At 62.2% G+C, this 26,333-nt stretch carries 20 protein-coding genes, 1 tRNA gene and 1 other annotated feature; of the genes, 9 read left to right on the top strand and 12 right to left on the bottom strand.

Translation table 11 applies throughout. From position 1 onward, the window contains the following. Window positions 1-105: 105 nt before the first annotated feature. From B5G34_RS07990 to B5G34_RS07975, 4 genes are all read right to left on the bottom strand, one after another. Window positions 106-182, bottom strand: a tRNA-Arg gene (locus B5G34_RS07990). 68 nt (window positions 183-250) lie between these two features. Further along, window positions 251-2,296, bottom strand: a complete 2,046-nt coding sequence (locus B5G34_RS07985) for a serine hydrolase domain-containing protein (RefSeq protein ID WP_087335895.1) — start codon at window positions 2,294-2,296, stop codon at window positions 251-253. Between the two features lie 122 nt (window positions 2,297-2,418). Beyond that, window positions 2,419-4,551 carry a ferrous iron transport protein B gene (feoB, locus tag B5G34_RS07980; RefSeq protein WP_087335893.1) on the bottom strand — a complete coding sequence of 711 codons (2,133 nt, stop codon included), beginning with the start codon at window positions 4,549-4,551 and terminating at the stop codon, window positions 2,419-2,421. Next, the gene (locus B5G34_RS07975) at window positions 4,542-4,784 is read right to left on the bottom strand and encodes a FeoA family protein (RefSeq protein WP_087335921.1); all 243 of its coding nucleotides are present in this window, start codon (window positions 4,782-4,784) and stop codon (window positions 4,542-4,544) included. Before B5G34_RS07975 ends, feoB begins: the two co-directional genes overlap by 10 nt. Before the next feature lie 233 nt (window positions 4,785-5,017). Between B5G34_RS07975 and B5G34_RS07970 the strand changes: the two genes are divergently transcribed. Further along, the gene (locus B5G34_RS07970) at window positions 5,018-6,388 is read left to right on the top strand and encodes an MATE family efflux transporter (protein ID WP_087335891.1); all 1,371 of its coding nucleotides are present in this window, start codon (window positions 5,018-5,020) and stop codon (window positions 6,386-6,388) included. Window positions 6,389-6,440: 52 nt separating this feature from the next. Here the strand turns inward: B5G34_RS07970 and B5G34_RS07965 are convergent, their stop codons facing one another. From B5G34_RS07965 to B5G34_RS07950, 4 genes are all read right to left on the bottom strand, one after another. Continuing rightward, window positions 6,441-7,472, bottom strand: a complete 1,032-nt coding sequence (locus B5G34_RS07965) for an aminotransferase class I/II-fold pyridoxal phosphate-dependent enzyme (RefSeq protein ID WP_087335889.1) — start codon at window positions 7,470-7,472, stop codon at window positions 6,441-6,443. A 57-nt stretch (window positions 7,473-7,529) separates the two neighbouring features. Then, window positions 7,530-9,212, bottom strand: coding sequence for a glutamine--tRNA ligase/YqeY domain fusion protein (locus B5G34_RS07960; protein WP_087335888.1), 1,683 nt, complete (start codon window positions 9,210-9,212; stop codon window positions 7,530-7,532). Window positions 9,213-9,299: 87 nt separating this feature from the next. Next, complete coding sequence (locus B5G34_RS07955; protein WP_087335886.1) at window positions 9,300-10,463, bottom strand: YibE/F family protein; 1,164 nt, start codon at window positions 10,461-10,463, stop codon at window positions 9,300-9,302. Window positions 10,464-10,558: 95 nt separating this feature from the next. After that, window positions 10,559-12,118, bottom strand: a complete 1,560-nt coding sequence (locus B5G34_RS07950; protein ID WP_087335884.1) for an alkaline phosphatase — start codon at window positions 12,116-12,118, stop codon at window positions 10,559-10,561. 195 nt (window positions 12,119-12,313) lie between these two features. On the opposite strand from B5G34_RS07950, the gene B5G34_RS07945 reads away from it, so the two are divergent. From B5G34_RS07945 to lysS, 3 genes are all read left to right on the top strand, one after another. Next, window positions 12,314-13,039, top strand: coding sequence for a hypothetical protein (locus B5G34_RS07945; RefSeq protein ID WP_087335883.1), 726 nt, complete (start codon window positions 12,314-12,316; stop codon window positions 13,037-13,039). A gap of 129 nt (window positions 13,040-13,168) precedes the next feature. After that, window positions 13,169-13,642, top strand: coding sequence for a transcription elongation factor GreA (greA, locus tag B5G34_RS07940; protein ID WP_087335881.1), 474 nt, complete (start codon window positions 13,169-13,171; stop codon window positions 13,640-13,642). A gap of 12 nt (window positions 13,643-13,654) precedes the next feature. Further along, window positions 13,655-15,604 carry a lysine--tRNA ligase gene (gene lysS / locus B5G34_RS07935; protein ID WP_087335880.1) on the top strand — a complete coding sequence of 650 codons (1,950 nt, stop codon included), beginning with the start codon at window positions 13,655-13,657 and terminating at the stop codon, window positions 15,602-15,604. 59 nt (window positions 15,605-15,663) lie between these two features. Here the strand turns inward: lysS and ilvD are convergent, their stop codons facing one another. Beyond that, window positions 15,664-17,325, bottom strand: coding sequence for a dihydroxy-acid dehydratase (gene ilvD / locus B5G34_RS07930; RefSeq protein WP_087335878.1), 1,662 nt, complete (start codon window positions 17,323-17,325; stop codon window positions 15,664-15,666). Window positions 17,326-17,442: 117 nt separating this feature from the next. On the opposite strand from ilvD, the gene B5G34_RS07925 reads away from it, so the two are divergent. Next, window positions 17,443-18,120 carry an FCD domain-containing protein gene (locus tag B5G34_RS07925; RefSeq protein WP_087335876.1) on the top strand — a complete coding sequence of 226 codons (678 nt, stop codon included), beginning with the start codon at window positions 17,443-17,445 and terminating at the stop codon, window positions 18,118-18,120. Between the two features lie 118 nt (window positions 18,121-18,238). Further along, a complete protein-coding gene (locus B5G34_RS07920) occupies window positions 18,239-19,252 on the top strand; it encodes an acyltransferase (RefSeq protein WP_162609446.1) in 1,014 nt (337 codons plus the stop codon). 41 nt (window positions 19,253-19,293) lie between these two features. Here the strand turns inward: B5G34_RS07920 and ilvC are convergent, their stop codons facing one another. From ilvC to ilvB, 3 genes are all read right to left on the bottom strand, one after another. Further along, a complete protein-coding gene (ilvC, locus tag B5G34_RS07915; RefSeq protein ID WP_275532291.1) occupies window positions 19,294-20,337 on the bottom strand; it encodes a ketol-acid reductoisomerase in 1,044 nt (347 codons plus the stop codon). Window positions 20,338-20,429: 92 nt separating this feature from the next. After that, a complete protein-coding gene (gene ilvN / locus B5G34_RS07910) occupies window positions 20,430-20,987 on the bottom strand; it encodes an acetolactate synthase small subunit (protein WP_087335919.1) in 558 nt (185 codons plus the stop codon). A 15-nt stretch (window positions 20,988-21,002) separates the two neighbouring features. Next, window positions 21,003-22,712 (bottom strand): biosynthetic-type acetolactate synthase large subunit, encoded by a 1,710-nt coding sequence (gene ilvB, locus B5G34_RS07905; protein WP_087335868.1) that lies wholly within the window; start codon window positions 22,710-22,712, stop codon window positions 21,003-21,005. Window positions 22,713-22,768: 56 nt separating this feature from the next. Continuing rightward, window positions 22,769-22,987, bottom strand: a binding site (T-box leader). A 379-nt stretch (window positions 22,988-23,366) separates the two neighbouring features. Here ilvB and rsxC point away from each other — a divergent pair. The 3 genes from rsxC to B5G34_RS07890 are packed head-to-tail and all read left to right on the top strand — an operon-like array spanning window position 23,367 to window position 26,322. Then, window positions 23,367-24,713, top strand: a complete 1,347-nt coding sequence (rsxC, locus tag B5G34_RS07900; RefSeq protein ID WP_087335866.1) for an electron transport complex subunit RsxC — start codon at window positions 23,367-23,369, stop codon at window positions 24,711-24,713. Next, a complete protein-coding gene (locus B5G34_RS07895) occupies window positions 24,710-25,771 on the top strand; it encodes an RnfABCDGE type electron transport complex subunit D (RefSeq protein ID WP_087335864.1) in 1,062 nt (353 codons plus the stop codon). Before rsxC ends, B5G34_RS07895 begins: the two co-directional genes overlap by 4 nt. 2 nt (window positions 25,772-25,773) lie before the next feature. Beyond that, on the top strand, window positions 25,774-26,322 hold the full coding sequence (locus B5G34_RS07890; RefSeq protein WP_087335862.1) for an RnfABCDGE type electron transport complex subunit G: 549 nt from the start codon (window positions 25,774-25,776) through the stop codon (window positions 26,320-26,322). The last annotated feature ends 11 nt before the right edge of the window (window positions 26,323-26,333 follow it).

Here is a 26,333-nt window from a genome sequence, read left to right as displayed (position 1 = left end):
GAAAAAGAGCGGTTCTGAACCGGCTATAAGGGAAAACATAAGGGAAACCAATCCCCAAAAGCAAAAAAGAAATCCTGCAACCCTTGTGGTTGCAGGATTTCTTCGTGGTACGCCCGAAGGGACTCGAACCCCCAGCCTTCAGAACCGGAATCTGACGCTCTATCCAATTGCGCTACGGGCGCGTCTGACACGCTCATTTAACGTGCCAGATTATTATAGCAAAGGTTGGTTGGTTTGTAAAGAGTAATTTTTACTTTTCTTCCTCTGCCGTCAGGGTGAGAATAAACCGGGCGTCGGGCGCGCCGGAAAAGACCACCCAGCCGCCCTCCGGCAACACGGCGGAGGTATCGCCCCAGGCCCAGGAGGCTGCCACCACGGTGCCGTTGGCGTCGTATACCGCGAAGCCGCCCTCCTCCGGCAACTGGACCGACATGGCCTTTCCGGCGGAGGTGGAGTCGATCCGATACCAGCGGGCATAGCCGTCGGCCTGGACGGTGGACCAGGAGTGAGCGCCTCCGTAGAGGGTCTCCACAGCAGAGGCATCCATATAGAAACCGCCGCAGGTGGAGAGATACTCCACACCTTCCTGCTCCGTCATGGTAATATTCTGCCAGTCCCGGCCATCCAGTCCGGGAATCTGAGCCACGCCCTCTGCGTGGTTGGCGTCCACCATGCGGTCAAAGACCATGTAGCCGGGCATATTCACCGGATCGGTAGCCAGCCCGGCCACGGGAAGTGCCAGGGCATACTGGATATTGGTGTACTTCAGGTTCATGGCCACATAGAGCTTGCCGCTGCGGGCGTCCCAGGCGGACTGGACCTCTTGGGAGACCGGATTGTCAGGAAGATTCATGTAGATATAGGAGGAGCTGGGCAGCTCCCCCAGGCCGGGAACGGAAGCATAGGCCTTTTGCCAGAGATAGGTCTGGCCATTGTCTGCCTCTACAAATTTGACCATCACCATCTGGTTTTCATCCCGGAAAGAGCCGTCGCTGTAGTAGTACAGCGGAGAACCGCCGGCGGACAGGACGCCGTCCTCCGTCAGGGTGACAGGGGTAGCCTGAGTGGAGTCGCCGTACAGGCCCACGTAGTCCATCAGCTCCGCAGGGACCTCTGCACGTTCTGCGGCAGGCAGGGTGTGGGTGGTCTGATCCACCGTCACCCCCTGTTGAGCCAGGGCGGCAATGAGCATCTGGCTGGCAGCCATCTCGTCATAGGTGCTGATCCCGCCGGAGGAGAGAACTGCTGCCGCCATGTGATATTCCGGAAGGACTACCAGGCCTCCGTGGTAGACGATGGTGTCGCCACCCTTGGCCAGGGCCTGGATGTTACTGTAGGCAAAGGGATACCAGTGGACGCTGTCCCAGCCCAGGCCGTAAGCCACCGCGTCCTCGTCGTCCTCCGGCCAGAGGCCGTTGGCGTATTCCTCCGCCATGGAGGCGGTGCGGGCAGTCTCAGACAGAGTGCCGTCCTCGCAGAACACCAGCCCGCCGAAGGCGGCCAGGTCGGAGGCGGTGGCGTAGATACCGCCGGTGCCATGAACCCCCACCGACTCATTGGGCAGGGCCCGGGTGTCCTGGGCGGAGAGGTAGGTCTTGGCCAGGCGGCTGGCGTCAAAGTCGTCACCGGGGAAGTAGGTGTTTTCCAGCCCGGCGGGCTCCAGCAGGGCCTGGCGGACATACTGGTCGAAGTCCATGCCGCTGACGGCCTCCACTACCAGCTCCGCCAGGGTGAAGCCGTCGTTGCAGTAGACACTGAAGGCACCGGGATCGGCCTTCAGGGTCTGGGTGGACAGCTCCTCCAGCAGGGTGTCCGCCGCCTGGGTGTCGGGGTCGTTGAGCAGGAAGCCGTTGGCCATGGTGGAGCCATTCAGCCCGGAGGAGTGGTTGAGCAGCATCCGGACAGTGATGTCCTTGTAGCGGGCGTCCGCCATGGTAAAGTCGGGCAGATAGGCGGCCACCGGGGCGTCCAGGCGAAGCTTGCCCTGGTCGGACAGCTTGAGGATGGCAGCGGTGGTGTACACCTTGCTCACCGAGCCGATGCCGTAGAGGATATCGTCGGTGAGGACCCGGTTCTCTGTCCGGGAGTAATCCCCGGCGTGGCCGGTGAGGATGATCTCACCGTCCTGCCACAGGGCGTACTGGACGCTCTGAGCCCCGCCGTACTGTTGGGCTGCCAGAGCCGCTGCATGGGCGGTCTCCGCCAGCGTGTCCTCCGGCTCCGCCGCCCCGGCGGGCAGGACCCAGAGGGAGAGGGCCAGCGCACCGGTGAGAAGCAAGGATCCCAATCGTTTCATGTGTGATTCCTCCTTTTTGCAGATCCTATGGAGAGGCTACACCCTCCACCAGATAGAAGGTCAAGTTCCTTTTTTAGGATAGCACCCCTTCCGGTTTGTGTACAGTTAAAAATCCATAAAAATCAGACAAGCCCAAGCAGCCGGGCGACGGAAGCCACCAGGAAGCACAGCGCCATGCCCAGCCCGGCGGGCAGAGCCACCGACAGCAGGGTCCATCTGACGCTGCGGGTCTCCCGGGCGATGGTGAGGCAGGTGGTGGAGCAGGGCCAGTGGAAGAGGGAAAAGAGCATGGTGCAAAGGGCGGTGAGCCAGGTCCAGCCGTTGGCTACTAACAGCTCCCGCAGAGCGTCCAGACTGGCGGTGTCCTGAATGGTGCCGGTGGACAGATAGGACATGAGGATGATGGGGATGACGATCTCATTGGCGGGGAAACCCAGCAGAAAGGCCATCAGAATGGTGCCGTCCAGGCCTACGAGCCGGCCCAGAGGGTCCAAAAACCCGGTACACCAGTTCAGAATGCTGGTTCCGCCCACCGTGACGTTGGCGCACAGCCAGATCACCAGTCCGGCGGGGGCGGCCACCGCCGCCGCCCGGCCCAGTACGAAGAGGGTGCGGTCCAACACCGAGCGGATCAACACCTGACCCACCCGGGGCCTGCGGTAGGGGGGCAGCTCCAGAGCATAGGCTGAGGGGAGACCCTTCAGCAGGGTGCCCGACAGCAGGCGGGACACGGCGAAGGTCATGACCACCCCCAGCAGGATGACGGCGGTGAGCAGCAGGGCGGAGGCCAGCCCCTGCCACCAGCCGCCGGAGGTGCCCACGAAGAACATGGCGATGAGGGCGATGAGGGTGGGGAAGCGGCCGTTGCAGGGCACAAAGCTGTTGGTGAGGATGGCGATGAGCCGCTCCCGAGGGGAGTCGATGATGCGGCAGCCCACCACGCCGGCGGCGTTGCACCCAAAGCCCATGCACATGGTGAGAGCCTGCTTGCCGCAGGCCTGTGCCTTCTGAAAGGCGTGGTCCAGCAGGAAAGCCACCCGGGGCAGATAGCCAAAGTCCTCCAGCAGGGTGAACAGGGGGAAGAAGATGGCCATGGGGGGCAGCATGACGCTGATCACCCAGGCCAGCACCCGGTATACTCCCAGCACCAGGGCGCCATGAAGCCACTCCGGCGCTCCCAGCCACAAAAACAGATCGGTGAGACGGTCCTGGACCCAGAACAAACCGGCGGACAGCAGCTGTGAGGGATAGTTGGACCCCTCGATGGTGAGCCACAGCACCGCCGCCAGCAGAAGCAGCATGGTGGGCACGCCGGTGGCCCGGGCGGTGAGCAGCCGGTCCAGCCCCTCGCCGCCGGAAGGGGCGCCCCCCTGGGGCAGGGCCACAGCCGCGGCCTCATGGGCGGCCCGGACCAGGCTGGAGGCCAGAACGCCCCCAAGATCCTCCACGCCGCTGTGGGCCAGCTGCGCTCTGGCCTGGGCCAGCGCCTCCTGGAGGGGCTGGTCGGATTCCGGGTCCCAGTCCAGTTCTTTCATCAGACTGGGGGGCAGGGTGGGGTCCCCCTCCAGCAGCCGCAGGGCGGTCCAGCGGGGGTCCAGCTTCCCATGGAGCCGGGACTCCAGCAGGGAACGGAGGGAGGCGGCAGCAAATTCCACTGCCGGCGGATAGCGGACCGGCCGGGGCTTGGGCGGCTCCGGAGCAGACAGCAGACTGTTCAGGGCCTCCAGCAGATCGTCCAGCCCCTCCTCCCGGCCGGCGGAGATGCCCACCACCGGTACGCCCAGATATGCTGACAGAGCGGGCAGATCCACCTGGATGTGCTTGCGGGCGGCCTCGTCCAGCAGATTGACACACACCAGGGTGCGGGGCTCCAGCTCCAGAGTCTGAAGGACCAGATTCAGGTTGCGCTCCAGGCAGGTAGCGTCGCACACCACCACTGCTCCCTGCGCGCCGCCGAAGCAGAGAAAGTCCCGGGCCACCTCCTCCTCGGCGGAGTGGGCCAGCAGGGAATAGGTACCGGGCAGATCCACCAGAGTATAGTTCCTGCCTGCCCTGAGACACTGACCCTGGGCCACCTCCACGGTTTTGCCCGGCCAGTTGCCGGTGTGCTGGCGCAGGCCGGTCAGGGCGTTGAAGAGGGTGGACTTGCCTACATTGGGGTTGCCGGCCAGGGCTACCACCGTACCCGAGCCCTCTGCGGGCCGGACCGGCGGGGCGGCGGCGCCCGGCCCGGTGGCCCGGCGGGTCAGTCCCATGGCGCACCCTCCAGTCTGACGCCGCTGGCGTCCCGACGCCGCAGGGCGATCACTGCGCCGCGGATCCAGTAGGCTGCCGGGTCGCCGGCAGGGCTCACCGCCGTGCAGCTCACCGGGGTCCCCGGCACCAGCCCCAGGTCCAGCAGACGCCGGCGCATGGCCGGCTCGGTGGCTACCTCGGCCACCTGACCCCACTGGCCCACCCGAAGGGCATCCAAGGTAATGGTACTCATATCAAAACGCTCCTCGCTGTCGGATGAAATGGGGGAGGCCGGGGCCGTCAGACCGTTGCAGGCCTCCACACCCTATCCTATTGCGGGATGGGAGGGAAGGTGCCTTGAGAAAACTGCTTCGTATACTGAAAATCTATTGACTAACCATATATAATCCGTTAGAATAACAACGAAATGTATCCTTTTTTGCCGCAGCGGACCGCTGCGGCTCTCTTTTCGGTTGGGAGGTTTGTATGTCACAACTGCAAGAAAACAAAATGGGAGTCATGCCCATCAAGCGGCTGGTCCTCTCCATGTCCCTGCCCATGATGATCTCTATGCTGGTGCAGGCGCTGTACAACGTGGTGGACAGCTACTTTGTGGCCAAGGTCAGTGAAAATGCCCTGGCCGCCGTTGGTATGGCCTTCCCCTACCAGAACCTGATGATCGCTGTGGCCGTGGGCACCGGCGTGGGTGTCAACGCCCTGCTCTCCCGCAGCCTGGGAGCCAAGGACTTTGACACGGCCAACCGCACGGCGGAAAACGGCGTGCTGCTGGCGGTGCTCAGTACCCTGGTCTTTTCCTTCGTGGGCGTGGTCTTTGCCCAGCCCTTCTTCCAGGCCCAGAGCACGGATCCGGATATCGTCAGCAAGGGCGTGGCCTACCTGCGCATCTGTGCGGGCCTGTCCTTCGGACTGTTCCTGGAGATCATGTTCGAGCGGCTGCTCCTGTCCACGGGGCGCACCTTCTACACTATGATCACCCAGGGTGTGGGCGCCATCATCAACATCATTATGGACCCGGTGCTCATTTTCGGCATCGGACCCTTCCCTGAGATGGGTGTGGCCGGCGCTGCTGCCGCCACCGTCATGGGTCAGATCGTGGCCGCCATTCTGGCCCTCATCTTCAACATCACCCGCAACCATGAGATCCAGCCCAGTCTGAAGGGATTCCGGCCCAGAGCCAGTATCATCGGGCGGATCTACAGTGTGGGCATCCCCACCATTGTGCTTAACTCCATCAGCTCGGTGATGACCTTCGGCATGAACCTGATCCTGGGCGCCATCTCCACCTCTACCGCTGTGGCTGTCTTCAATGTTTACTTCAAGCTGCAGAGCTTCGTGTTTATGCCGGTGTTCGGCCTGAACAACGGTATGGTGCCCATTGTCTCCTACAACTTCGGCGCCCGCAAGCGTAAGCGCCTGACCGACACGGTGCGGTTCTGCGCCATTCTGGCGGTGGGTATTATGCTGGTGGGCCTGGTCGTCATCCAGCTCTTCCCGGCTCCTATCCTGGGGATCTTTGAGGCTTCGGACGAGATGCTGCGCATCGGCGTGCCCGCCCTGCGGATCATCAGCCTGTGCTTTGTCTTTGCCGGCTTCAACATTATCTGCTCCTCCACCTTCCAGGCCCTGGGCAACGGTGTGCTGAGCATGATCATGTCCATCGGCCGTCAGCTGGTAGTGCTGCTCCCCGCCGCCTATCTGCTCTCCCTCACCGGCGATGTGACTGCCGTCTGGTGGGCCTTCCCCATTGCAGAGATTGCCTCCCTGGCTATGGCGCTGCTGTTCCTGCGCCGGATCTTCCGGGAGGTCATCGCTCCGCTGGGTGACGGCAAAGAGTAATTGAAAGCAAAAAAATCCCTCCGGGACTGGTCCCGGAGGGATTTTTTCGGCTTTACTGGAGGTCGGGCAGGGCGGCGAGGAAACCATCCACGTCGGCCTCAGTGGTATGAAAGCAGCAGACAAAGCGCACCACAGTATGGGTCTCGTCGTAGGGGCACCAGTCCTCGTACTGGCACACCTCGTCCAGCAGCGGCTTTTTGTCGTTGGGGGCGATGACAAAGACCTGGTTGGTGGGGGATTCCACCCACAGCTTCCAGCCCTTGGCCTTCAGACCCTTCTGGAGCCGGGCGGCCATTTCGTTGGACTGGCGGCCCATCTTGAAGTACAGGTCGTCCTCAAAGAGGGTGAGGAACTGCACGCCCTGGATCCAGCCCTTCTCCATGACGGTGAGCAGGCGCTTCTTCATACGGAAGAAGCCCTTGGTGAGCTCGGGCCGGGTGATGACCAGAGCCTCGCCATACATGGTGCCGTTCTTGGTGCCGCCGATGTAGAAGGCGTCACACAGGTGGGCGAACTCAGGCAGGGTCATGTCGTTGGCGTCGGAGGCCAAGGCGCAGCCCAGCCGGGCCCCGTCGATAAAGAGGTACAGGCCGTTCTCACGGCAGAAGGTGTACAGGGCGGTGAGCTCCGCCTTGGTGTATACCGCGCCGTTCTCGGTGGCGTTGGAGATGTAGACCAGGCCGGGCTCGGTCAGGTGCACGTCCTGGTGGAGCTTCAGCAGGGGCACCAGCTGCTCGGGGGCGATCTTGCCATCGGGGGTGGCGGGCACGGTGAGGATCTTGTGGCCGGTGGCCTCGAAGGCGCCCACCTCGTGTCCGTTCAGGTGGCCGGAGTCGGGACAGATGGCCGCCTGCCAGGGCTTGAGCAGGAAGGCACAGGTGAGTACGTTGGCCTGGGTGCCGCCGGCCACGAACTCCACCATGGCGTCGGGCAGACCGCACACCTCACGGATGCGGGCCTTGGCCATGTCGCTGTACTTGTCGTCGCCGTAGCCGATGTTGCCCTCCAGGTTGGCGGCGCACACCGCCTCCATCACCTTGGGATGGGCGCCAAAGGAGTAGTCGTTGCGGAACCAGAATTTCATGTTCATGACCTCCAAACGGATGGCGCGGGGGCATAGCCCCGCGCCACTCTTTAAAATTTAGAATTTAAAGCTGTCCTTCAGGCTCACAGAACGGTTGAATACCAGATGGCCGGGCTTGGAATCCTTGTTGTCGGCGCAGAAATAGCCCTGCCGCAGGAACTGGAAGGAGGCGGGAGCCTCCACGTTGGCCAGGCCGGCCTCCACCTTGGCGTTGGAGAGTACCTCCAGGGAGCCGGGGTTGAGGCAATCCAGGAAATTCTTGTCGCCGGCGTCGGGATCGGCGTCGGTGAACAGGTTGTCGTACAGCCGGATCTCGGCGTCTACAGCGGTGGCGGCGTCCACCCAGTGGATGGTGGCGCCCTTCACCTTGCGGCCGTCGGCGGGGTCGCCGCCCCGGCTGTCGGGGTCATAGGTGGCAAAGATCTCGGTGACGTTGCCGTTTTCATCCTTGGCACAGCCGGTGCACTTGATGAGGTAGGCGCCCTTCAGGCGGCACTCGGGGCCGTCGGGGTAGAGGCGCTTGTACTTGGGCACCGGGGTCTCCAGGAAATCCTCGGCCTCCACATACAGGGTGCGGGAGAAGGTGATCTCACGGCTGCCGGCCTCGGGATCGTTGGGGTTGTTCTCCACAGAGAAGGTCTCACTCTGACCCTCGGGGTAGTTGGTGATGGTCAGCTTGACGGGGCGCAGCACCGCCATGACACGCTGGGCGGTCAGGTTCAGGTCCTCCCGCAGGCAGTGCTCCAGGAAGGCGTACTCCACGGTGGAGGCGGCCTTGCTCACGCCGTTGCGCTCGGAGAAGTTGCGGATGGCCCGGGGGGTGTAGCCACGGCGGCGCAGGCCGCACAGGGTGGGCATGCGGGGGTCGTCCCAGCCGGACACCCGGCCCTCCTCCACCAGCTGGCGCAGCTTGCGCTTGCTCATGACGGTGTAGTTGATGCCCAGCCGGGCGAACTCGATCTGACGGGGCTTGGCGGGCACAGGGCAGTTGGCGATGACCCAGTCGTACAGGGGACGGTGGTCCTCAAACTCCAGGGAGCACAGGGAGTGGGTGATCCCCTCCAGGGCGTCCTCGATGGGGTGGGCGAAGTCGTACATGGGATAAATGCACCACTTGTCCCCCTGGCGATGATGGTGCATGTGGTTGATGCGGTAGATGACGGGGTCACGCATGTTGAAGTTGCCGCTGCTGAGGTCGATCTTGGCCCGCAGGGTCATGCGGCCGTTCTCAAACTCACCGGCACGCATCCGGGCAAACAGATCCAGGGACTCTTCAATGGGCCGGTCCCGGTAGGGGGAGCGGGCAGGGGTGTTCACGTCGCCCCGGTACTCCTTGAACTGCTCGGGGGTGAGCTCGCACACGTAGGCCAGGCCCTTCTTGATGAGCTCCACGGCGTACTCATACATTTTCTCAAAGTAGTCGGAGGCGAAATAGAAGCGGTCGCCCCAGTCGTAGCCCAGCCAGTGGATGTCCTCCTGGATGGCCTCCACGTACTCCACATCCTCCTTGGTGGGGTTGGTGTCATCCATGCGGAGGTTGCACAGACCGCCGTACTTCTCGGCGGTGCCGAAGTCTACAAAGATTGCCTTGGCATGGCCGATATGCAGATAGCCGTTGGGCTCCGGGGGGAACCGGGTGTGGACGGTCATGCCTTGGAACTGACCACCCTGGGCGATGTCCTCGTCGATGAAATCATGGATGAAGTTCTGCGTCATGGTGGGGTTCAGCTCTTCTGGCATTTGGTTTCACTCCTTTATCTTAATACGAACCAATATTTTACCCCGGAACTGGAAAAAAAGCAAGAGGCCGAGCAAAAAGGAGGCGGATCATTCCGCCTCCTGAAGAGCCTGCCCTTTTTGCCGCCCCGCCAGCAGAAATCCGCTGGTGAGGGCGGTGAAGGGGGCTACCGTGACCAGACCGAAGGAGCCCACGATGGTGTGGACGATCTCGGAGGCCACATATTTATAGTTAAGGATGTTCCAGATGGGGGTGCCCTGGGCCATAAAGACCATCAACAGGGCGATATAGCCGCCGGAGTAGGCCAGCAGCAGGGTGGTGGTCATGGTACCCATGGCGGCCCGGCCCACATTCAGACCGGAGCGTACAGCCTCCCACCGGGAGATGTCGGGACGCTTCTCCACCACCTCATGGACGGCGGAGGTGATATCCACGCTCAGATCCATCACTGCGCCGGAGGAGCCGATGAAGATGGAGGCCATGAAGATCTGGGTCAGGTTCAGGTCCTGATAGCCGGCGTAGAGCAGGCTCTCGGAGTAAGCCATCACCGCGCCGTGGATCTGGAAGAGGTCGGTGAACAGAATGCCCAGCACGCAGGTTACCAGCACCCCCAGAAAAGCCCCCGATACCGCCGAGAGGCACCGCCGGTCAAAGCCGTAGACCAGGGCGATGATGAGCAGGGTGAGCACCAAAGTCACCAGCAGCCCCATAAAGATGGGGTTCCAGCCGTTGAGGTAGAGTGGGACCAGCACCTTCCACAGCATGAGTACTGTCAGTACGAAGGAGGCGATGGCTCGCAGCCCGGTGCGGCCGGCAAAGAGAATGAGAAACACGGCGAAGATACCTGCCAGGATAGCCTCCTTGCCAATGCGGTAGTGGTCTGTCATGGTGACCGAGAGAATCTCGTCACCCTGATAGCTCACCACCACCATGGCCTTGTCGCCGGGGGCGAAAAGCTTATCCTGCTCCAGGGAGCCGTTGAGCATATTGACGCCGGTGGCCGTCTGTCCCTCAAAGCGTCCGCCCAGCAGCTCCAGGGTGCAGCGCTGCTCACCGGAGCGGACCAGTCCGGTGTCGATGATGGCGGAGTCGTCCACCGCCGTCACCAGGGCGGTGCAGCGGTCGGCCTGCTGGTATTGCAGGGCCCCCTCGAAGCCGGTGGGAGCCAGCAGCAGGAGGACGATCAGGGCCAGGCAGATGGCCAGGGGGGTGTAATAGCGCCGCTTTTCGGCGTCCAGGAGAAGGGATTTCATCAATGTATCGGTCCTTTCGCATGGGCAGAGAGGATGCGGCATGCGCCGCATCCTCTCTGCTGTCTGTATGGGCGGAGTTGGAAGGAAGGGGAAACTTACTGAACGCTGAGCATATCGGCCAGCTTGTTGAAGATCTCGGTATTGTCGTAGTAGCCGTTGAACTGCTCGGCATTAAGGCCGTGGGCCAGCACGGCCACGGGCAGGCCGGTGTGACTGTAGGAGGTGAAGGACACGCCGGACTTGTTGTTCAGGATGTGGGTGATGGTGACGGTGAGGGGCTCATAGGTGCCGTACATCACGTACTCCTGCTGCTCGTCCATGCCGGTGGCGGTCTCATTGATGCTCTTCTCGTAGGCGGTCTTCAGCTGGCTGAGCTCGTAGGGGGTGAGCACCAGCTTGTCGCCCTCCTCGCCCTCGGTCTTCAGACCGAACAGGGTCTCGATGTCGGTCAGCACGTCCTCGAAGGAGGTCTTGTTCTCCTTGTAGGCGGCCACATAGTCGCTGTCATACTTGGCGAAGGAGATCTTCTGGCTCTCCAGCAGGTTCAGGTAGGTGTCGTAGTCGGTGCCGGCGAAGCCGATGGTCAGGCCGCCGGTCTCATGGTCGCCGGTGACCAGGATCAGAGTCTCGTCAGGATGCTCTTCAGCGAAGTCGATAGCTACCTGCACCGCGTCGGCCATGGCCTTGGTGTCGTGGATGGAGGAGGCAGCGTCGTTGGCGTGGCAGGCCCAGTCGATCTTGCCGCCCTCGCACATCATGAAGAAGCCCTTGTCATTGTCCAGAACCTCGATGCCCTTCTCCACATAGTCGGCCAGCGCCCACATGTCGTCGGTGCGGTCCAGCTCGTAAGCCATGGCGTCGCCGTCGGCCAGATGTTCGTCCACGATGACCACGGGGCCCTCGGTGACCTGCTCGGCCTCGGCCTGGGTCTTGACTACGTTGTAGCCGGCCTCCTCAGCCAGGGTGTACAGGTCGGCCTGGTCACCCTCAGCGCCGGTGGGCTTCAGCAGGCCGCCGCCGGCGAAGTACTCAAAGCCGGACTCTACCAGCTCCAGGCCGATCTCATAGTAGTCGTTGCGGCTGGCCTGATGGGCGTAGAAGGCGGCGGGGGTGGCATGGTTCAGGTTGACGGAGGAGATGATGCCCACCTTCATGCCCAGCTGGTCGTGGACCTTCTCGGCGATGGTCTCATAGGCGGTGGTGCCGGTCTCGTCCATGTTGATGGTGCCGGAGTAGGTCTTGTGACCGGTGGAAATAGAAGTGGCGGTGGAAGCGGAGTCGGGGCAGAAGCTGTTGGAGTCGTAGGTGACGGCGGAGCCGGCAGCCTCAAAGTTCATAAAGTTCAGGTAGGAAGGGCCGTCCAGCACGGCACCGCCGTTGTCGTCCAGGCTGGGCTCGGCCTGCCAGTAGTCGGCATCTTCGAGGGCGCCCAGATAGTCGGCGGTGGACTGGATCTGGGGATAGCTCATGCCGTCGCCGATAAACAGGAAGACATACTTGGGGGCCTTGACGGCCTGGGCGGACAGGTTCTGAGCCTCCGCCGCAGGGGTGGCGCTGGCATCGGGGGTAGAGGCGGCGGGAGCGCCGCAGGCGGCCAGGGTGGCGCCGAAGGTGGCGGCAGCCAGAGTGATTGCCAGGGGACGTTTCCAGTTCATGCTTGATTCCTCCAAAATCAGGTTCAATCTTAATCTCTCCAGAGACATATGCATCATACCCGAAAGATTTGGGGTGCCGCTATCATGGTCCGGTAAAGGAATGCAAAACCGGGGTAAGACATTGTAAAGGATCTGAAAAGGGATGGGTCATAAGGCGTGGCGGAACGCATAGGCTTTTCTGAGGTGAAGACAGGTATGATCGGTGTACTGGAGCTGACGGAGGGGCGGGGACGGAAGCCCCGGGCGGAACGGCGGTGGCTGCTGGGACTATGCAGCCTCTGGGTGGAGGTGCCGGTCAAGGCGGGCATGGGGGAGCGCAGGCTGCGCAAACGGGTGGAGCGGGGAGCTGCGCTGCTCTTCCGCTCCGGCGTACGGCGGGTGCTGACGGCGGCGGACTTTCCTTATTGGGAGGAGCTGCGCCGGGCGGGGCTGCGTCCGGTGGAGCCGGAGACCTTCTGTCAGGCTCTGGCCGCGCCGCTGGCCCTGGCTGCCCTGGCATGGCAGGAGTGCAGGCCGGAGCGGGCATCGGTACTTTTGTACGGGCAGCGGGTAAGCCACGCCCTCTTCTGGGCGGCGGAGCAGCTGTGCCCCCGGGTGCGTGACCTGGCGGTGGACGCCGGAGCGGAGGGGGAAGAGCTGGCCGGCTGGCTGCGGGCGGAGTTCGGAGCGGCGGTGCGGCCGCCGGAGGTAGGACAGGCCGACGTGGTGCTGGCCTTCGGCCCGGAGGCTCCGGCAGGGCGGACGGTGTTTCACCTGTACGGACACCGGCCCGATCTGGCGGGCTTTCTGCCCGCGCTGGCACACTGCGGACTCCCCGCCGGACTGGACCGGCTGCCTCTGCTGGCGGTGCTGTGGGAGGAGGGAAAAATCAAGGGCGAAGAGCTGCAATTTCTGCCACCTAATACCAAATTATTGACTTGACAGGAGGGGGTAAACTACATATAATATCGTATTAACGTGGCGGAGTGTTTCCGTTCTGAATTTGCGGGGGCCGGTGCTGGCCCCGTGCCTATAGAGTAAAGCAATCAAGGAAAGGTGTGCACGATCGACATGGCAAAAGAATTCAAACTCAGCGCTGAGCGCCTGGAGGAGCTGAAACAGGAGCTGAACTATCTGAAGACCGTCCGTGAAAAAGAGGTGGCCGATCAGATTAAGGAGGCCCGTTCCTTCGGCGATCTGTCTGAGAACAGCGAGTACGACGAGGCCAAGAACGAGCAGGGCAAGCTCTACTCCCGCATTGCGGAGGTGGAGAACATCCTGGCCAATTACGTGGTCATCGAGGAGCATGAGACCGACCCCAACTCCGTCCGTCTGGGTTCCACCGTCAAGGTGCTGGACCTGGAGTTTGAGGAGGAGGAGACCTACCAGGTGGTGGGCTCTCAGGAGGCCGACCCCATGAACGGCCGCATTTCCGAGGATTCCCCCTTTGGAAAAGCCCTGCTGGGCTGCGCGGTAGGCGAGGAGGTCCAGGTGGAAGCTCCCGCCGGTGTATTAAGGTATCGTATCCTAGAGATTCAAAAGTAAGGAGCAAGAACAATGAGTACTGAAGAGAGAAGCGTCAATCAGCCCGAAGAGCAGTCCCTGTCCGAACAGCGCCTGATTCGCCGCGCCAAGCTCAAAGAGCTGCAGGAGGCGGGCCAGGACCCCTTCCAGATCACCAAATACGTGGTCAAGCATCACTCTGCCGATATTAAGGAGAACTTCGAGGCCCTGGAGGGCAGCGAGACCTCCATTGCCGGCCGCATCATGTCCAAGCGCGGCATGGGCAAGGCCATGTTCTGCGATCTGCAGGACGTGAAGGGCCGCATCCAGCTGTACGTCCGCATCGACGAGCTGGGCGAGGAGGCCTTTGCCAAATTCAAAAAGATCGACATCGGCGATATCGTGGGTGTGGAAGGTGAGGTCTTTAAGACCAAGCGGGGCGAGATTTCTGTGAAGGCCCATAAGGTGACCCTTCTCTCCAAGTCCCTTCAGCCTCTGCCCGAGAAGTTCCACGGCCTGACCGACAAGGAGACCCGTTACCGCCAGCGGTATGTGGATCTGATCATGAACGAGGACGTGCGCCGCACCTTCCAGATCCGCACCGCCTTCATCAAGCACGTGCGCAAGTACCTGGACGACCGGGACTATCTGGAGGTGGAGACCCCCGTTCTGAACACCATCTCCGGCGGCGCCACCGCCCGGCCCTTCATCACCCACCACAACACCCTGGACATCGACATGTATATGCGCATCGCCACCGAGCTGAACCTGAAGCGGCTCACCGTGGGAGGCTTTGAGCGGGTGTATGAGATCGGCCGCATCTTCCGCAACGAGGGCATGGACCCCAAGCACAACCCGGAGTTCACCACCATCGAGCTGTACGAGGCCTATGCCGACTTCCACGACATGATGGACATCGCCGAGGGCATCCTGTCCACCGCCGCCAAGGACATCCTGGGCTCCTACCAAGTGAACTGGCTGGGCGTGGACATCGACCTGACTCCCGGCTGGAAGCGTCTGACCATGATCGACGCCGTCAAGGAGTATGTGGGCGTGGACTTCGACGCCATCTCCGACGACGAGGAGGCCTGCAAGGCTGTGGAGGCCAAGGGCATCGACATGGAGGGCTGTGAGCGCACCTGGGGCACCGCCCTGTACGAGGCCTTTGACCAGCGGGTGGAGGAAAAGCTGGTGCAGCCCACCTTCATCACCATGTACCCGGTGGAGGTCTCCCCGCTGACCAAGCGCTCCCCCAAGGATCCCCGGCTTACCGAGCGGTTTGAGCTGTTCATCAACCACTGTGAGTTCGCCAACGCCTTCTCCGAGCTCAACGACCCCATCGACCAGCGCGGCCGCTTCGAGCACGAGCTGGCCCTGCGGGACATGGGCAACGACGAGGCCGGCATGATGGACGAGGACTTCATCAACGCTCTGGAGTACGGCCTGCCCCCCACGGGCGGCATGGGCATCGGCATCGACCGCGCGGTCATGCTGCTCACCAATTCCGACTCCATCCGCGACGTCATCCTGTTCCCCACCATGAAGCCCCTGGAGAAGGTGGAGGCCCCCAAGGCCGCCGTTGCTCCCGCCGCTTCTGTGGACGTGCCCCGGGCCGAGGCCGGTCCCATCGACTTCTCCAAGGTGGAGATCGAGCCTCTGTTCAAGGATGAGGTGGACTTTGACACCTTCTCCAAGTCCGACTTCCGGGCCGTCAAGGTGAAGGAGTGCACCGCGGTGCCCAAGAGCAAGAAGCTGCTGAAGTTCGTCCTGGACGACGGCACCGGCACCGACCGCGTGATCCTCAGCGGCATCCACGACACCTATGAGCCTGAGGAGCTGGTGGGCAAGACCCTCATCGCCATCACCAACCTGCCCGCCCGCAAGATGATGGGCATCGACTCCTGCGGCATGATCATCTCCGCCATCCACTATGAGGAGGGCCAGGAGAAGCTGCACTGCCTGATGGTGGATGACCACATCCCCGCCGGCGCCAAGCTGTATTGATCTAATTTATAATAAAAAGCGGACCTGCCAATGGGCAGGTCCGCTTTTTGTTGTTTGGCTTATTCCAGCACCGCACCGCGGGAAGCAGAAGTGACCAGCTTGGCATAACGAGCCAAATAGCCGGTTTTGACCTTGGGCTCGGGGCACACCCACTTGGCCTTACGCTGGGCCAGGGTGGCCTCGTCCACTTGCACCTCGATCTTGCAGGCGGAGATATCGATGGAGATGATGTCGCCCTCCTCCACGAAGGCGATGGGTCCGCCCTGAGCGGCCTCCGGGCAGACATGGCCGATGGCAGCGCCCCGGGTGGCGCCGGAGAAGCGGCCGTCGGTGATGAGAGCCACGCTCTCGCCCAGGCCCATGCCCACGATGGCGGAGGTGGGGTTGAGCATCTCACGCATGCCGGGGCCGCCCTTGGGGCCCTCGTAGCGGATGACCACCACGTCGCCGGGGACGATCTTGCCGGCGTAGATGGCGGTGATGGCCTCCTCCTCGGAGTCAAAGACACGGGCGGGGCCGGTGTGGGCCATCATCTCGGGGGCCACGGCGGAGCGCTTCACCACGCAGCCCTCGGGGGCCAGGTTGCCCTTGAGCACGGCGATGCCGCCGTCGGCGGAGTAGGGATTCTCCACAGGACGGATAATCTCCGGGTTGCGGTTGACAACGCCCTCCAGATTTTCCTCCAGGGTCTTGCCGGTGCAGGTCATGACGCTGGTGTCCAGCAGGCCCTTTTTGGTCAGCTCCTTCATGACGGCGTACACGCCGCCGGCGCCCTCCAGATCCTCCATGTAGGTGTCGCCGGCGGGGGCCAGGTGGCACAGGTTGGGGGTCTTGGAGGAGATCTCGTTGCTCATGTCCAGATCCAGCTCAATGCCGCACTCGTGGGCGATGGCAGGCAGGTGGAGCATGGTGTTGGTGGAGCAGCCCAGGGCCATGTCCACGGCCTCGGCGTTGTGGAAGGCGGCGGGGGTCATGATATCCCGGGGCTTGATGTCCTTCTTTACCAGCTCTATGATCTGCATGCCGGCGTGCTTGGCCAGCCGCAGACGGGCGGACCACACGGCGGGAATGGTGCCGTTGCCCCGCAGGCCCATGCCGATGGCCTCGGTGAGGCAGTTCATGGAGTTGGCGGTGTACATGCCGGAGCAGGAGCCGCAGGAGGGGCAGGCGTTGTTCTCGTAGTCCTCCACGCCGGCCTCGTCCAGCTTGCCCGCCTTGTAGGCGCCCACCGCCTCAAACATATGGCTCAGGCAGGAGCGGCGGCCGTCGTTGAGTCGGCCGGCCAGCATGGGACCGCCGGAGCAGAAGATGGTGGGGATGTTGACACGGGCGGCAGCCATCAGCAGGCCGGGCACGTTCTTGTCGCAGTTGGGGATCATGACCAGGCCGTCAAACTGGTGGGCGATGGCCATGGCCTCGGTGGAGTCGGCGATCAGGTCACGGGTGACCAGGGAGTACTTCATGCCGATGTGGCCCATGGCGATGCCGTCGCACACGGCAATGGCGGGGAACTCCACCGGAGTGCCGCCGGCGGCGCGGACACCCGCCTTCACGGCCTCGGCGATCTTGTCCAGATTCATGTGGCCGGGCACGATCTCATTGTAGGAGCACACCACGCCGATGAGGGGACGCTCCAGCTCCTCCTTGGTGTAGCCCAGAGCGTAAAACAGGGAGCGGTTGGGGGCGCGTTCCACGCCCTTGGTAACATTGTCGCTGCGCATGGGGAATGACCTCCTTCTATCTATCGCTTGCGTTGTATGATGACGCTTGCATTGTCTGACTATATATTATATGATAGTAGGAGAACTGTCAAGGACTGACCAGAAGGGAAGTAGGGTATGGAAAGGAAAAATCTGGCCCAGCAGACGGCGGAACGGCTGTACAGCCGTATTGTGTTGGAGAAGGGGCTGAATGCGGGAGAGAAGCTGCCCAACGAGGTGGAGCTGGCCCGGGAGCTGGGGGTAAGCCGGGCAACCCTGCGGGAGGCCATTCGCACCCTGACCGCCCAGGGAGTGCTGGAGGTGCGCCGAGGCAAGGGTACCTTTGTGGCCCAGCAGGTGGCGGAGATGGACGACTTCGGCTTCTCCAGTCTGGAGCAGATCCGAGGCCAGCTGCGGGACCTGTTTGAGCTGCGCTCCATCTTTGAGCCCAGGGCGGCGGAGCTGGCCTGCCGGCGGGCCACGGCGGAGGAGCTGGAGGAGATCCTCCGCCGGGGCATGGAGGTGGAGGAGTGCATTCGGGTCGGGCGGGACCGGACCCAGGCTGACCGGGCGTTCCATGCCGCCATCGTCCGGGGGGCCCACAACGAATTTCTGGTGCGGCTGCTCCCCCTCATCGATCAGGCGGTGGCCTCCGCCCTGACGGCGGGAGAGCATCAGGAGCAGCTGGCCGAGGACACCCGCCGGGACCACGCTCTGCTGATGGAGTTCTTCCGCAAGCGTGACGGGGAGGGTGCCGGCTATGCCATGGCCATCCACATGCGCCACAGCATGGATGTGATGGGGCTGGAGGAGTAAAGGACCAAAAGGCGGGCCTGTCCGGAAGAGGACAGGCCCGCCTTTTGCCGGGATTGACGGAGCGGAGGGGGAAACGTATAATAGCATCATTACGATGCTGCGGACAGGAGGTGGAGAGATGACAGAGCAAAGCCGCGGCGGCTATGAGCTGCTGAGCCGCTATCGGGGCGAACTGATGGGAATTGCCATGCTGTATGTCATGCTCTTCCACGCCTATGAGCTGAATGTGGAATTTCTGCCCTTCAAATTGTTTCGGGCTATGGGGTTTTCTGGTGTGGATATTTTCCTGCTGCTCTCCGGCATGGGGATCTGCTGCTCCCTGACCCGTCGGGAGCAAGAGCCCTATGGGCGCTACCTGGGCCGGCGGCTGAAACGGCTGCTGCCCGCGTTCTGGCTGGTGGTAGGGGTTTACAGTGTGGTCCTGGCTGCGGTGGGGCGGATTACCCCGGATGTGATCTTCTGGAATTTATCCACTCTGTATTACTGGCTGAATGTGCCCGGCGGATTCAACTGGTATATTTCCGCCATCCTGGTGTTTTACTTGGCGGCTCCGCTGTACTACAAGCTGTTTCGTCGCTGCCCATATAAGGAGCTGCTGACCCTGGGCATGTATCTGGCGGGCTACTGGCTCTACCGGGTGACCTGGAGCGCCGGGGTGCTGCACCTGCCGGATTTTCTGTTGCGTATCCCGGATTTTGCCATGGGGTTTTTGGTGGCTTTCTATGTGATAGAGGGTAAAAAGCTCAGTGCCAGGCACCTGGCAGTATGGAGTACAGCGGTGGTTTTGGGTCTGACTGTTGTGCCCTGCTGGCGGGGCCAACCAACTATTTTTCCGTTGACCCTTGCCATTACCGCAGGGGTGGTTCCGGTGTGCCTCATTTTGGGCAGACTGCTGGACCGGCTGCCTGGCCGGTGGCTCCACAGCTTTTTGCGGGCAGTGGGGAGCAGTAGCCTGGAGATCTACCTCCTCAATGTGATTGTCACCCGGGAATTTGATCTGCTGGCCCCTTGGCTGGACCACGATCCCCTCCATATTACCTATTATCTCATTGCCTATCCCATCAATCTGGTGCTGGGCATTTTACTCCACCGGGGACTGGAGCGTGTGCAGAAAGGAATTCAAAAGGAATAAAAAAAGCGGCGCTGCTTATGCAGCGCCGCTTTTTGTCGGTATCAGTTGGAGGCGGTGTCCAGGTCGTTGTCGCCGCCCCAGATCATGTTCTTGCGCAGCTCCTCACCCACGATCTCCATCTGGTGCTTCTTGAGCTGAGCACGCTTGGAGTTGAAGAAGGTGCGGCCGTTCTTGTTCTCGGCGATCCACTTGCCGGCGAAGGTGCCGTCCTGGATGTCGGCGAGGACCTTGCGCATGTTGGCCTTGGTCTCCTCGTGGGGGATGACCCGGGGACCGGAGACATACTCGCCGTACTCGGCAGTGTCGGAGATGGAGTAGTTCATGGCCGCCACGCCGCCCTTGTTGATCAGGTCGATGATGAGCTTCATCTCGTGGATGCACTCGAAGTAGGCGTTCTCCGGCTCATAACCGGCCTCCACCAGCACCTCGAAGCCGCAGCGCATCAGGTCCACCACGCCGCCGCACAGGACGGTCTGCTCACCGAAGAGGTCGGTCTCGGTCTCGTCATGGAAGGTGGTCTCCATGACGCCGGCACGGGCACCGCCGATGCCGGCGATGTAGGCCAGGGCGATCTTATAGGCGTTGCCGGTGGCGTTCTGCTCCACGGCCACCAGGCAGGGCACGCCCTTGCCGTTGACATAGGTGGAACGGACGGTGTGGCCGGGGCCCTTGGGGGCGGCCATGAAGACGTCCACGCCGGCGGGGGGGACGATCTGCTGGTAGCGGATGTTGAAGCCGTGGGCGAAGGCCAGGGCCTTGCCCTCGGTCATGTAGGGGGCGATATCCTTCTTATAGACGTCGGCCTGGACCTCATCGTTGACCAGCATCATCACGATGTCGCCCCACTGGGCAGCCTCGGACACGGTCTTGACCTGAAGACCGGCCTGCTCGGCCTTGGCCCAGCTCTTGGAGCCCTGGCGCAGACCCACGCAGACGTCGCAGCCGGAATCCTTCAGATTCATGGCGTGGGCGTGGCCCTGAGAACCGAAGCCGATGATGGCGATCTTCTTGCCGTTCAGGTAGGACAGGTCGCAGTCCTTCTCATAATACATCTTAGCCATAGTCTTTGCACTCCTTTGTCGGATATGTTTGATGGACCCATAGTAACACAGTAGGGACCAAAAGAATGATAAGCATGATACAATCTCCAGAAAGATTTCGGAGAGGGCGGTAGTCCTTACAGAATGTTCTTGCCCAAGTTAAATTCGGTCTGCTCCTTGGTCTCGTCGCCGATGGTGTAAGCGCCCCGCTCCAGGGCCACCATGCCGGTACGTACCAGCTCCAGGATGCCGAAGGCCTCCAGCAGCTTCTGCATGGCCTCCGCCTTGCTCTCATCGCCAATGAGGGCCAGAGTCAGGGACTTCAGGGACACGTCGATGATGGAGGCCCGGAAGATATTGGCGATCTGGATGACCTCGTTGCGGATGTCGTGGGTCTCCGCCTTGACCTTGAACATGACCAGCTCACGGCGGATGGAGCGCTCCGGCTTCAGCTCCTGGACGGAGTAGACGGGGTACTGCTTGCGCAGCTGGTTCATGATCTGCTCGATCATGGGGCCGTCGGCCCATACTTCAATGGTGATACGGGACACCGAGGGGTCGTCGGTGGTGCCCACGGCCAGGGACTCAATGTTGTAGCCCTTGCGGGAGAACAGCCGGGAGACCTGGGACAGGACGCCGGCGGCATTTTCCACCAGCACCGAAAGGGTGCGGCGGGTGGCATTCATTTCATTCATCATTCCACACCCTCCTCAGTCCAGGATAAAGTCGGTGACGGGAGTACCCGCGGACACCATGGGGTGGACCATGGCGTCCTTGTCAATGGCGCACTCGATCAGATAGGGGCGGCCGGTGGCTACGGCCCGGCGGAAGGCTGCCTCAAATTCCTGCTGGGTGGCGGCCCGCTCACCCTGGATGCCGTAGGCCTCCGCCAGCTTGACAAAGTCGGGACCGCGATCCAGGTCGGTCTGGGAGAAGCGTTTCTGATAGATCAGGTTCTGCCACTGGCGCACCATGCCCAGAGTACGGTTGTTGAAGATGACCGTGATCACCGGGATGTTGTAGTGCTCCACGGTGCACAGCTCATGGCAGTTCATGCGGAAGCAGCCGTCGCCGGTACACTGGACCACCACCTTGCCGGGGTTGCCCACGGCAGCGCCCATGGCGGCTCCCAGGCCGAAACCCATGGTGCCGAAGCCGCCGGAGGTGATGAGCTGGCCGGGGCGGGAGAAATGGTAGTACTGGGCGCACCACATCTGGTGCTGGCCCACGTCGGTGGCAATGATAGCGTCCCCGTCGGTGACGGCCTGGATGGTCTCCAGGATCTCGTGGGGGTGAAGGATATCGTCCTTCTTCAGGGGGACCTCCTTGTGGGAGAAGACCCATTCCTTCCACTCGGGATAGTCATGGGCGGGCAGCCTGGCGTTGAGCAGCTCCAGCACCCGGCGGGCGTCGCCGATGATGTGGTGGTCGGTGACCACATTCTTGTCGATCTCGGCCCGGTCGATGTCAATGTGGACGATCTTGGCGTTGGGTGCGAAGGTGGCGGGGTCGGTGGCCACCCGGTCGGAGAAGCGGCAGCCGATGGCGATGAGCAGGTCGCACTGGTCGCTGGCCATATTGGAGGCGTGGGAGCCGTGCATGCCGATCATGCCGGTGAACAGGGGATGGTTGCCGGGGCAGGCGCCGCCGCCCATAATGGTGGAGGCTACCGGGGCGTTGAGGATCTCAATGAACTTGCGGAACTGAGGCACTGCCCCGCGGGAGCGGATCACGCCGCCACCCACCAGCACCAGAGGCCGGCGGGCCTCCTCGATCATGTCCAGCAGAGTCTGGATGTCGCCGGCGTCGGGCTCGGGGGCCTTGAGCTCGTGGCTGGCCCGGCGGAGCATGGCGGCCAGACGGCCGTGGTTGGGGTGCTCGGCCAGGGGGAGAGGCTCGTACTCCGCCTCCGCGGCAGTGACATTCTTGGCGATGTCCACCAGCACGGGGCCGGGGCGGCCGGTGCGGGCAATGGCAAAGGCCTCACGGATCACGTCGGCCAGCTGGTTGGGGTCCTTCACCAGGTAGTTGCACTTGGTGATGGGCATGGAGATGCCGGTGATATCCACCTCCTGGAAGGAGTCCTTGCCGATGAGGTTCTCACTGACGTTGCAGGTGATGAACACCACGGGGGAGGAGTCATAGTAGGCGGTGGCGATGCCGGTGGTCAGGTTGGTGGCGCCGGGGCCGGAGGTGGCGAAGCACACGCCCACCTTGCCGGTGGCCCGGGCATAGCCGTCGGCGGCGTGCGATGCGCCCTGCTCGTGGGCGGTCAGAATATGGCGGATCTTATTCTTATAGCCGTGCAGCTCAAATTCGTCATATACGTTTAGGATGGTGCCGCCGGGGTAACCGAATACGGTATCCACCCCCTGCTCCAGCAGACATTCCATCAGGATCTGGGCTGTTTTCATTCTCATGGTGGAAAAGACCTCCTTTGGCTGGTATGGAAGAAAAACAACATGGCGGCTTCGTCCCATAGGACGAAGCCGCCATGACACTCCGTGGTACCACCTAATTTCGCGGGCATGCCCGCGCACTCTCGCCCCGGTAACGGAGGGTGACCGTCCCCGCCTACTTTGTTCGGCAGGGCCGCTCCCGGGTGACCTTCCGAAGCGGTCTCACAGGAGCTTACACCAACCGCTCCCTCTCTGCGCTGATACGCCGCCCGTACTGTCCCGGTCATCGCATTTCTCTGTACCCGCACCTGCCGCGGGGCGGCTGGGGAACGGGTAAGTTGTTGGGTATTATCATAACTTTCCCGCACTGCTTTGTCAATTACCGTTTTCAAACTTCTGCATTTTAAACAAGTAAAGTATTGGGGCGGGCAAAGGAAATCCACAGTTCTGTCAAGAAGCGAACTGATGGGTATAACCTTACTTTCGAGTTCAAAAAGGACATAAGAATACTGGTTTTTGATAAAACTTGTAAGTTTAGCATAAAAAATGGGGAGAAATTTGACGGTTTTAACTGGACAATTTGTGTGCTTTGCGATATGATAAATCTGTTTGAGATACCGGTCAAACAACTCAGAAAAATGGCCCGTGTGTGGGCCAGATTTGCGAGGTGGACCTATGAAGCAAAGCTTTTACGGCGGCGTGCACCCCCATGACCGGAAGGAGCTGGCACGCCACAAGGAGATAGCGCCGCTGAGCGCTGCTCCCAAGCAGGTTGTCATCGCTATGTCCATGCATATCGGTGCGCCCTGTAAGCCCATTGTTGCAGTGGGCGACCACGTCAAGGTGGGACAGAAGATCGGTGAGATCGCCGGACTGGGCGCTCCCATCCATGCCTCTGTCTCCGGCGAGGTCAAGGCGGTGGAGCCCCGTCCCTACGTGGGCGGCGGCAAGGCAATGTCTGTGGTCATTGAGAACGATTTCCAGGACACCTGGGGATCTGAGCTCACCCCCCATCCCGACTACAGCAAGCTGAGCACGGATGAGATCGTCAACATCGTCAAGGAGGCTGGCATTACCGGTATGGGCGGCGCCGGCTTCCCCACCCATGTGAAGATCAGCTCCGGTATCGGCAAGGTGGACACCGTCATCCTCAACGGCGCCGAGTGTGAGCCCTACATCACTGCCGACCATCGCCTCATGCTGGAGCAGGGCGAGAAGGTCATCGGCGGTCTGCGCATCCTGCTGCAGGCCTTCGGTCTGCAGACCGGCGTCATCGGCGTTGAGGCCAACAAGGAGGATGCCATTGAGCATCTGCGTGCTCTGGTGGGCGGCCGCAACGACATTACGGTGGAGTCTCTGCGCACCCGGTACCCCCAGGGCGCTGAGAAGCAGCTGATCCAGCGCATCACCGGCCGTGAGGTGCCCCCCGGAGGCCTGCCTGCCCATGTGGGCTGCGCGGTGTTCAACGTGGGTACTGCCGCTGCCGTGTATGACGCCGTGGTGGAGGGCAAGCCCGTCACCCACCGTGTGATCACCGTCACCGGCGATGCCATCCAGGAGCCCAAGAACCTGATGGTGCCTCTGGGTGTGTCCTTCCAGCAGCTCATCGACGAGGGCAAGGGCTTCAAGGAGGAGCCTGAGCGCATCCTCACCGGCGGCCCCATGATGGGTATCGCCCAGTACGACCTGAACGTTACCTGCATCAAGGGCACCAACGCCGTGCTCTGCCTGACCAAGAAGGAAGCCGCCCCCGTGGTGGAGGAGGAGACCTGCCTGCGCTGCGCCCGCTGCGTCAACGTCTGCCCCATGCACCTGACCCCGGTGTACATGCACCTGTACGCCGAGAAGGGCATGTGGAAGGAGGCCGAGGCCCTCAACGTCATGGACTGCATCGAGTGCGGCTCCTGCAACTACATCTGCCCCGCCCGTATCCACCTGGTTCAGTCCTTCCGTGTGACCAAGGGTGAGCTGCGGGCTCTGGCGGCCAAGGAAAAAGCGGCGAAGGAGGCGGCCAAAGCATGAACGAGGAAAAGAACCTGAGACTCACGGTGGCTTCGTCCCCCCACGTGGCCTCTCCCATTGACACCCAGAACCTGATGCGGGACGTGCTCATCGCCCTGGTGCCCGCCATGGTCATGGGCGTGGTGTTCTTCGGCCCCCGTGCTCTGGTGGCCACCATCATCTCTGTGCTGGCCTGCGAGTTCTTTGAGTGGGCCTACCGCAAGATTATGAAGAAATCCTGCGCCAACAAGGATCTGTCCGCCGCCGTCACCGGCGTGCTGCTGGCCTTCGTGTGCGCGCCCACCCTGCCCTACTGGATGCTGATCATCGGCGATTTCTTCGCCATCGTGGTGGTCAAGCAGCTCTTCGGCGGCCTGGGCCAGAACTTCCTGAACCCCGCCCTGGCGGGCCGCGCCTTCCTGATGCTGTGCTACCCCGTGGCCATGACCACCTGGATTGTGCCCGGCATCGGCGCGGACAAGTGGGCCAATGTGCTGGGCAACACCACCACCATGGCCGGCGCCGACATTGTCACCGGCGCCACCCCCCTGAGTGTGGACTTCATGCACTCTGGCCTGCTGCCCGATGCGTCTCTGCTGGACGCCTTTGTGGGCAACGTGGGCGGCTGCATCGGTGAGATTTCCGCCCTGGCTCTGCTGCTGGGCGGGGTGTACCTGATCGCCCGGGGCGTGATCCGCGCCCGCATCCCCGTGGCCTACATTGCCACCGTGGCGGTGCTCACCTTCATCTTCCCCAAGGGCGACGTTGACCGTCTGGCCTGGATGCTGTATCAGCTGTTCACCGGCGGCCTGTTCCTGGGCGCCTTCTTCATGGCCACCGACTATGTCACCAGCCCCGTCACCAAGAAGGGCGAGATTATCTACGGCATCGGCTGCGGCCTGCTGACCGTGTTCATCCGCTACTTCGGCGGCTACCCCGAGGGCGTGAGCTACTCCATCCTGATCATGAACTGCTGCGTGTGGCTCATCGACAAGGTGGGCAAGCCCAACCGCTACGGCGTGACCAAAGAGATGCGCGCCGCCGAGAAGGCGGCCAAAAAAGCCGGGAAGGAGGGTTAACCATGACTGAGACGAAAAAAGATCCCGGCACTGCCACTCTCGTGGTGGTCCTGTTCCTCATCTGCCTGGTGACCTCTCTGCTGCTGGGCCTGACCAACGAGGTGACCGCACCCTTTATCGAGGCGAATAACTGGAAGACCACCCAGGAGGCCATGAACGCTGTTCTGCCCGCCGACGAGTACACCGACGTGACCGCCGACTACGCCGGCGGCGACGCCACGGTGGAGGCCGTCTATCAGGCCGGCGACGCCGGCTATGTGGTGCAGGTCTCCCCGCCCACCTCCTTCAGCGGCAACCTGACCATCATGGTGGGTGTGGACTCCAGCTACGCCTGCACCGGCATTTCCGTCACCAGCACCGGTGAGACCTCCGGTCTGGGCTCCAATGCCAGCCGGCCCTCCTTCGCCGATCAGTTCATCGGCAAGACCGGCACCGTGGCCGTCACCAAGGACGGCGGCGACATCAACGCCATCACCGGCGCCACCATCACCTCCCGCGGCGTGTGCGAGGCGGTCAACTCCGCCATCGCCGTGGCCGAGAGCATGGGTTAAGGAGGTAAGAA

Source organism: Flavonifractor sp. An82, assembly GCF_002159265.1.
Taxonomy (GTDB): Bacteria; Bacillota; Clostridia; order Oscillospirales; family Oscillospiraceae; genus Flavonifractor.
The sequence above is the reverse complement of the archived record's forward strand: the minus strand, read 5'-3'. Positions and strand labels throughout refer to the sequence as shown.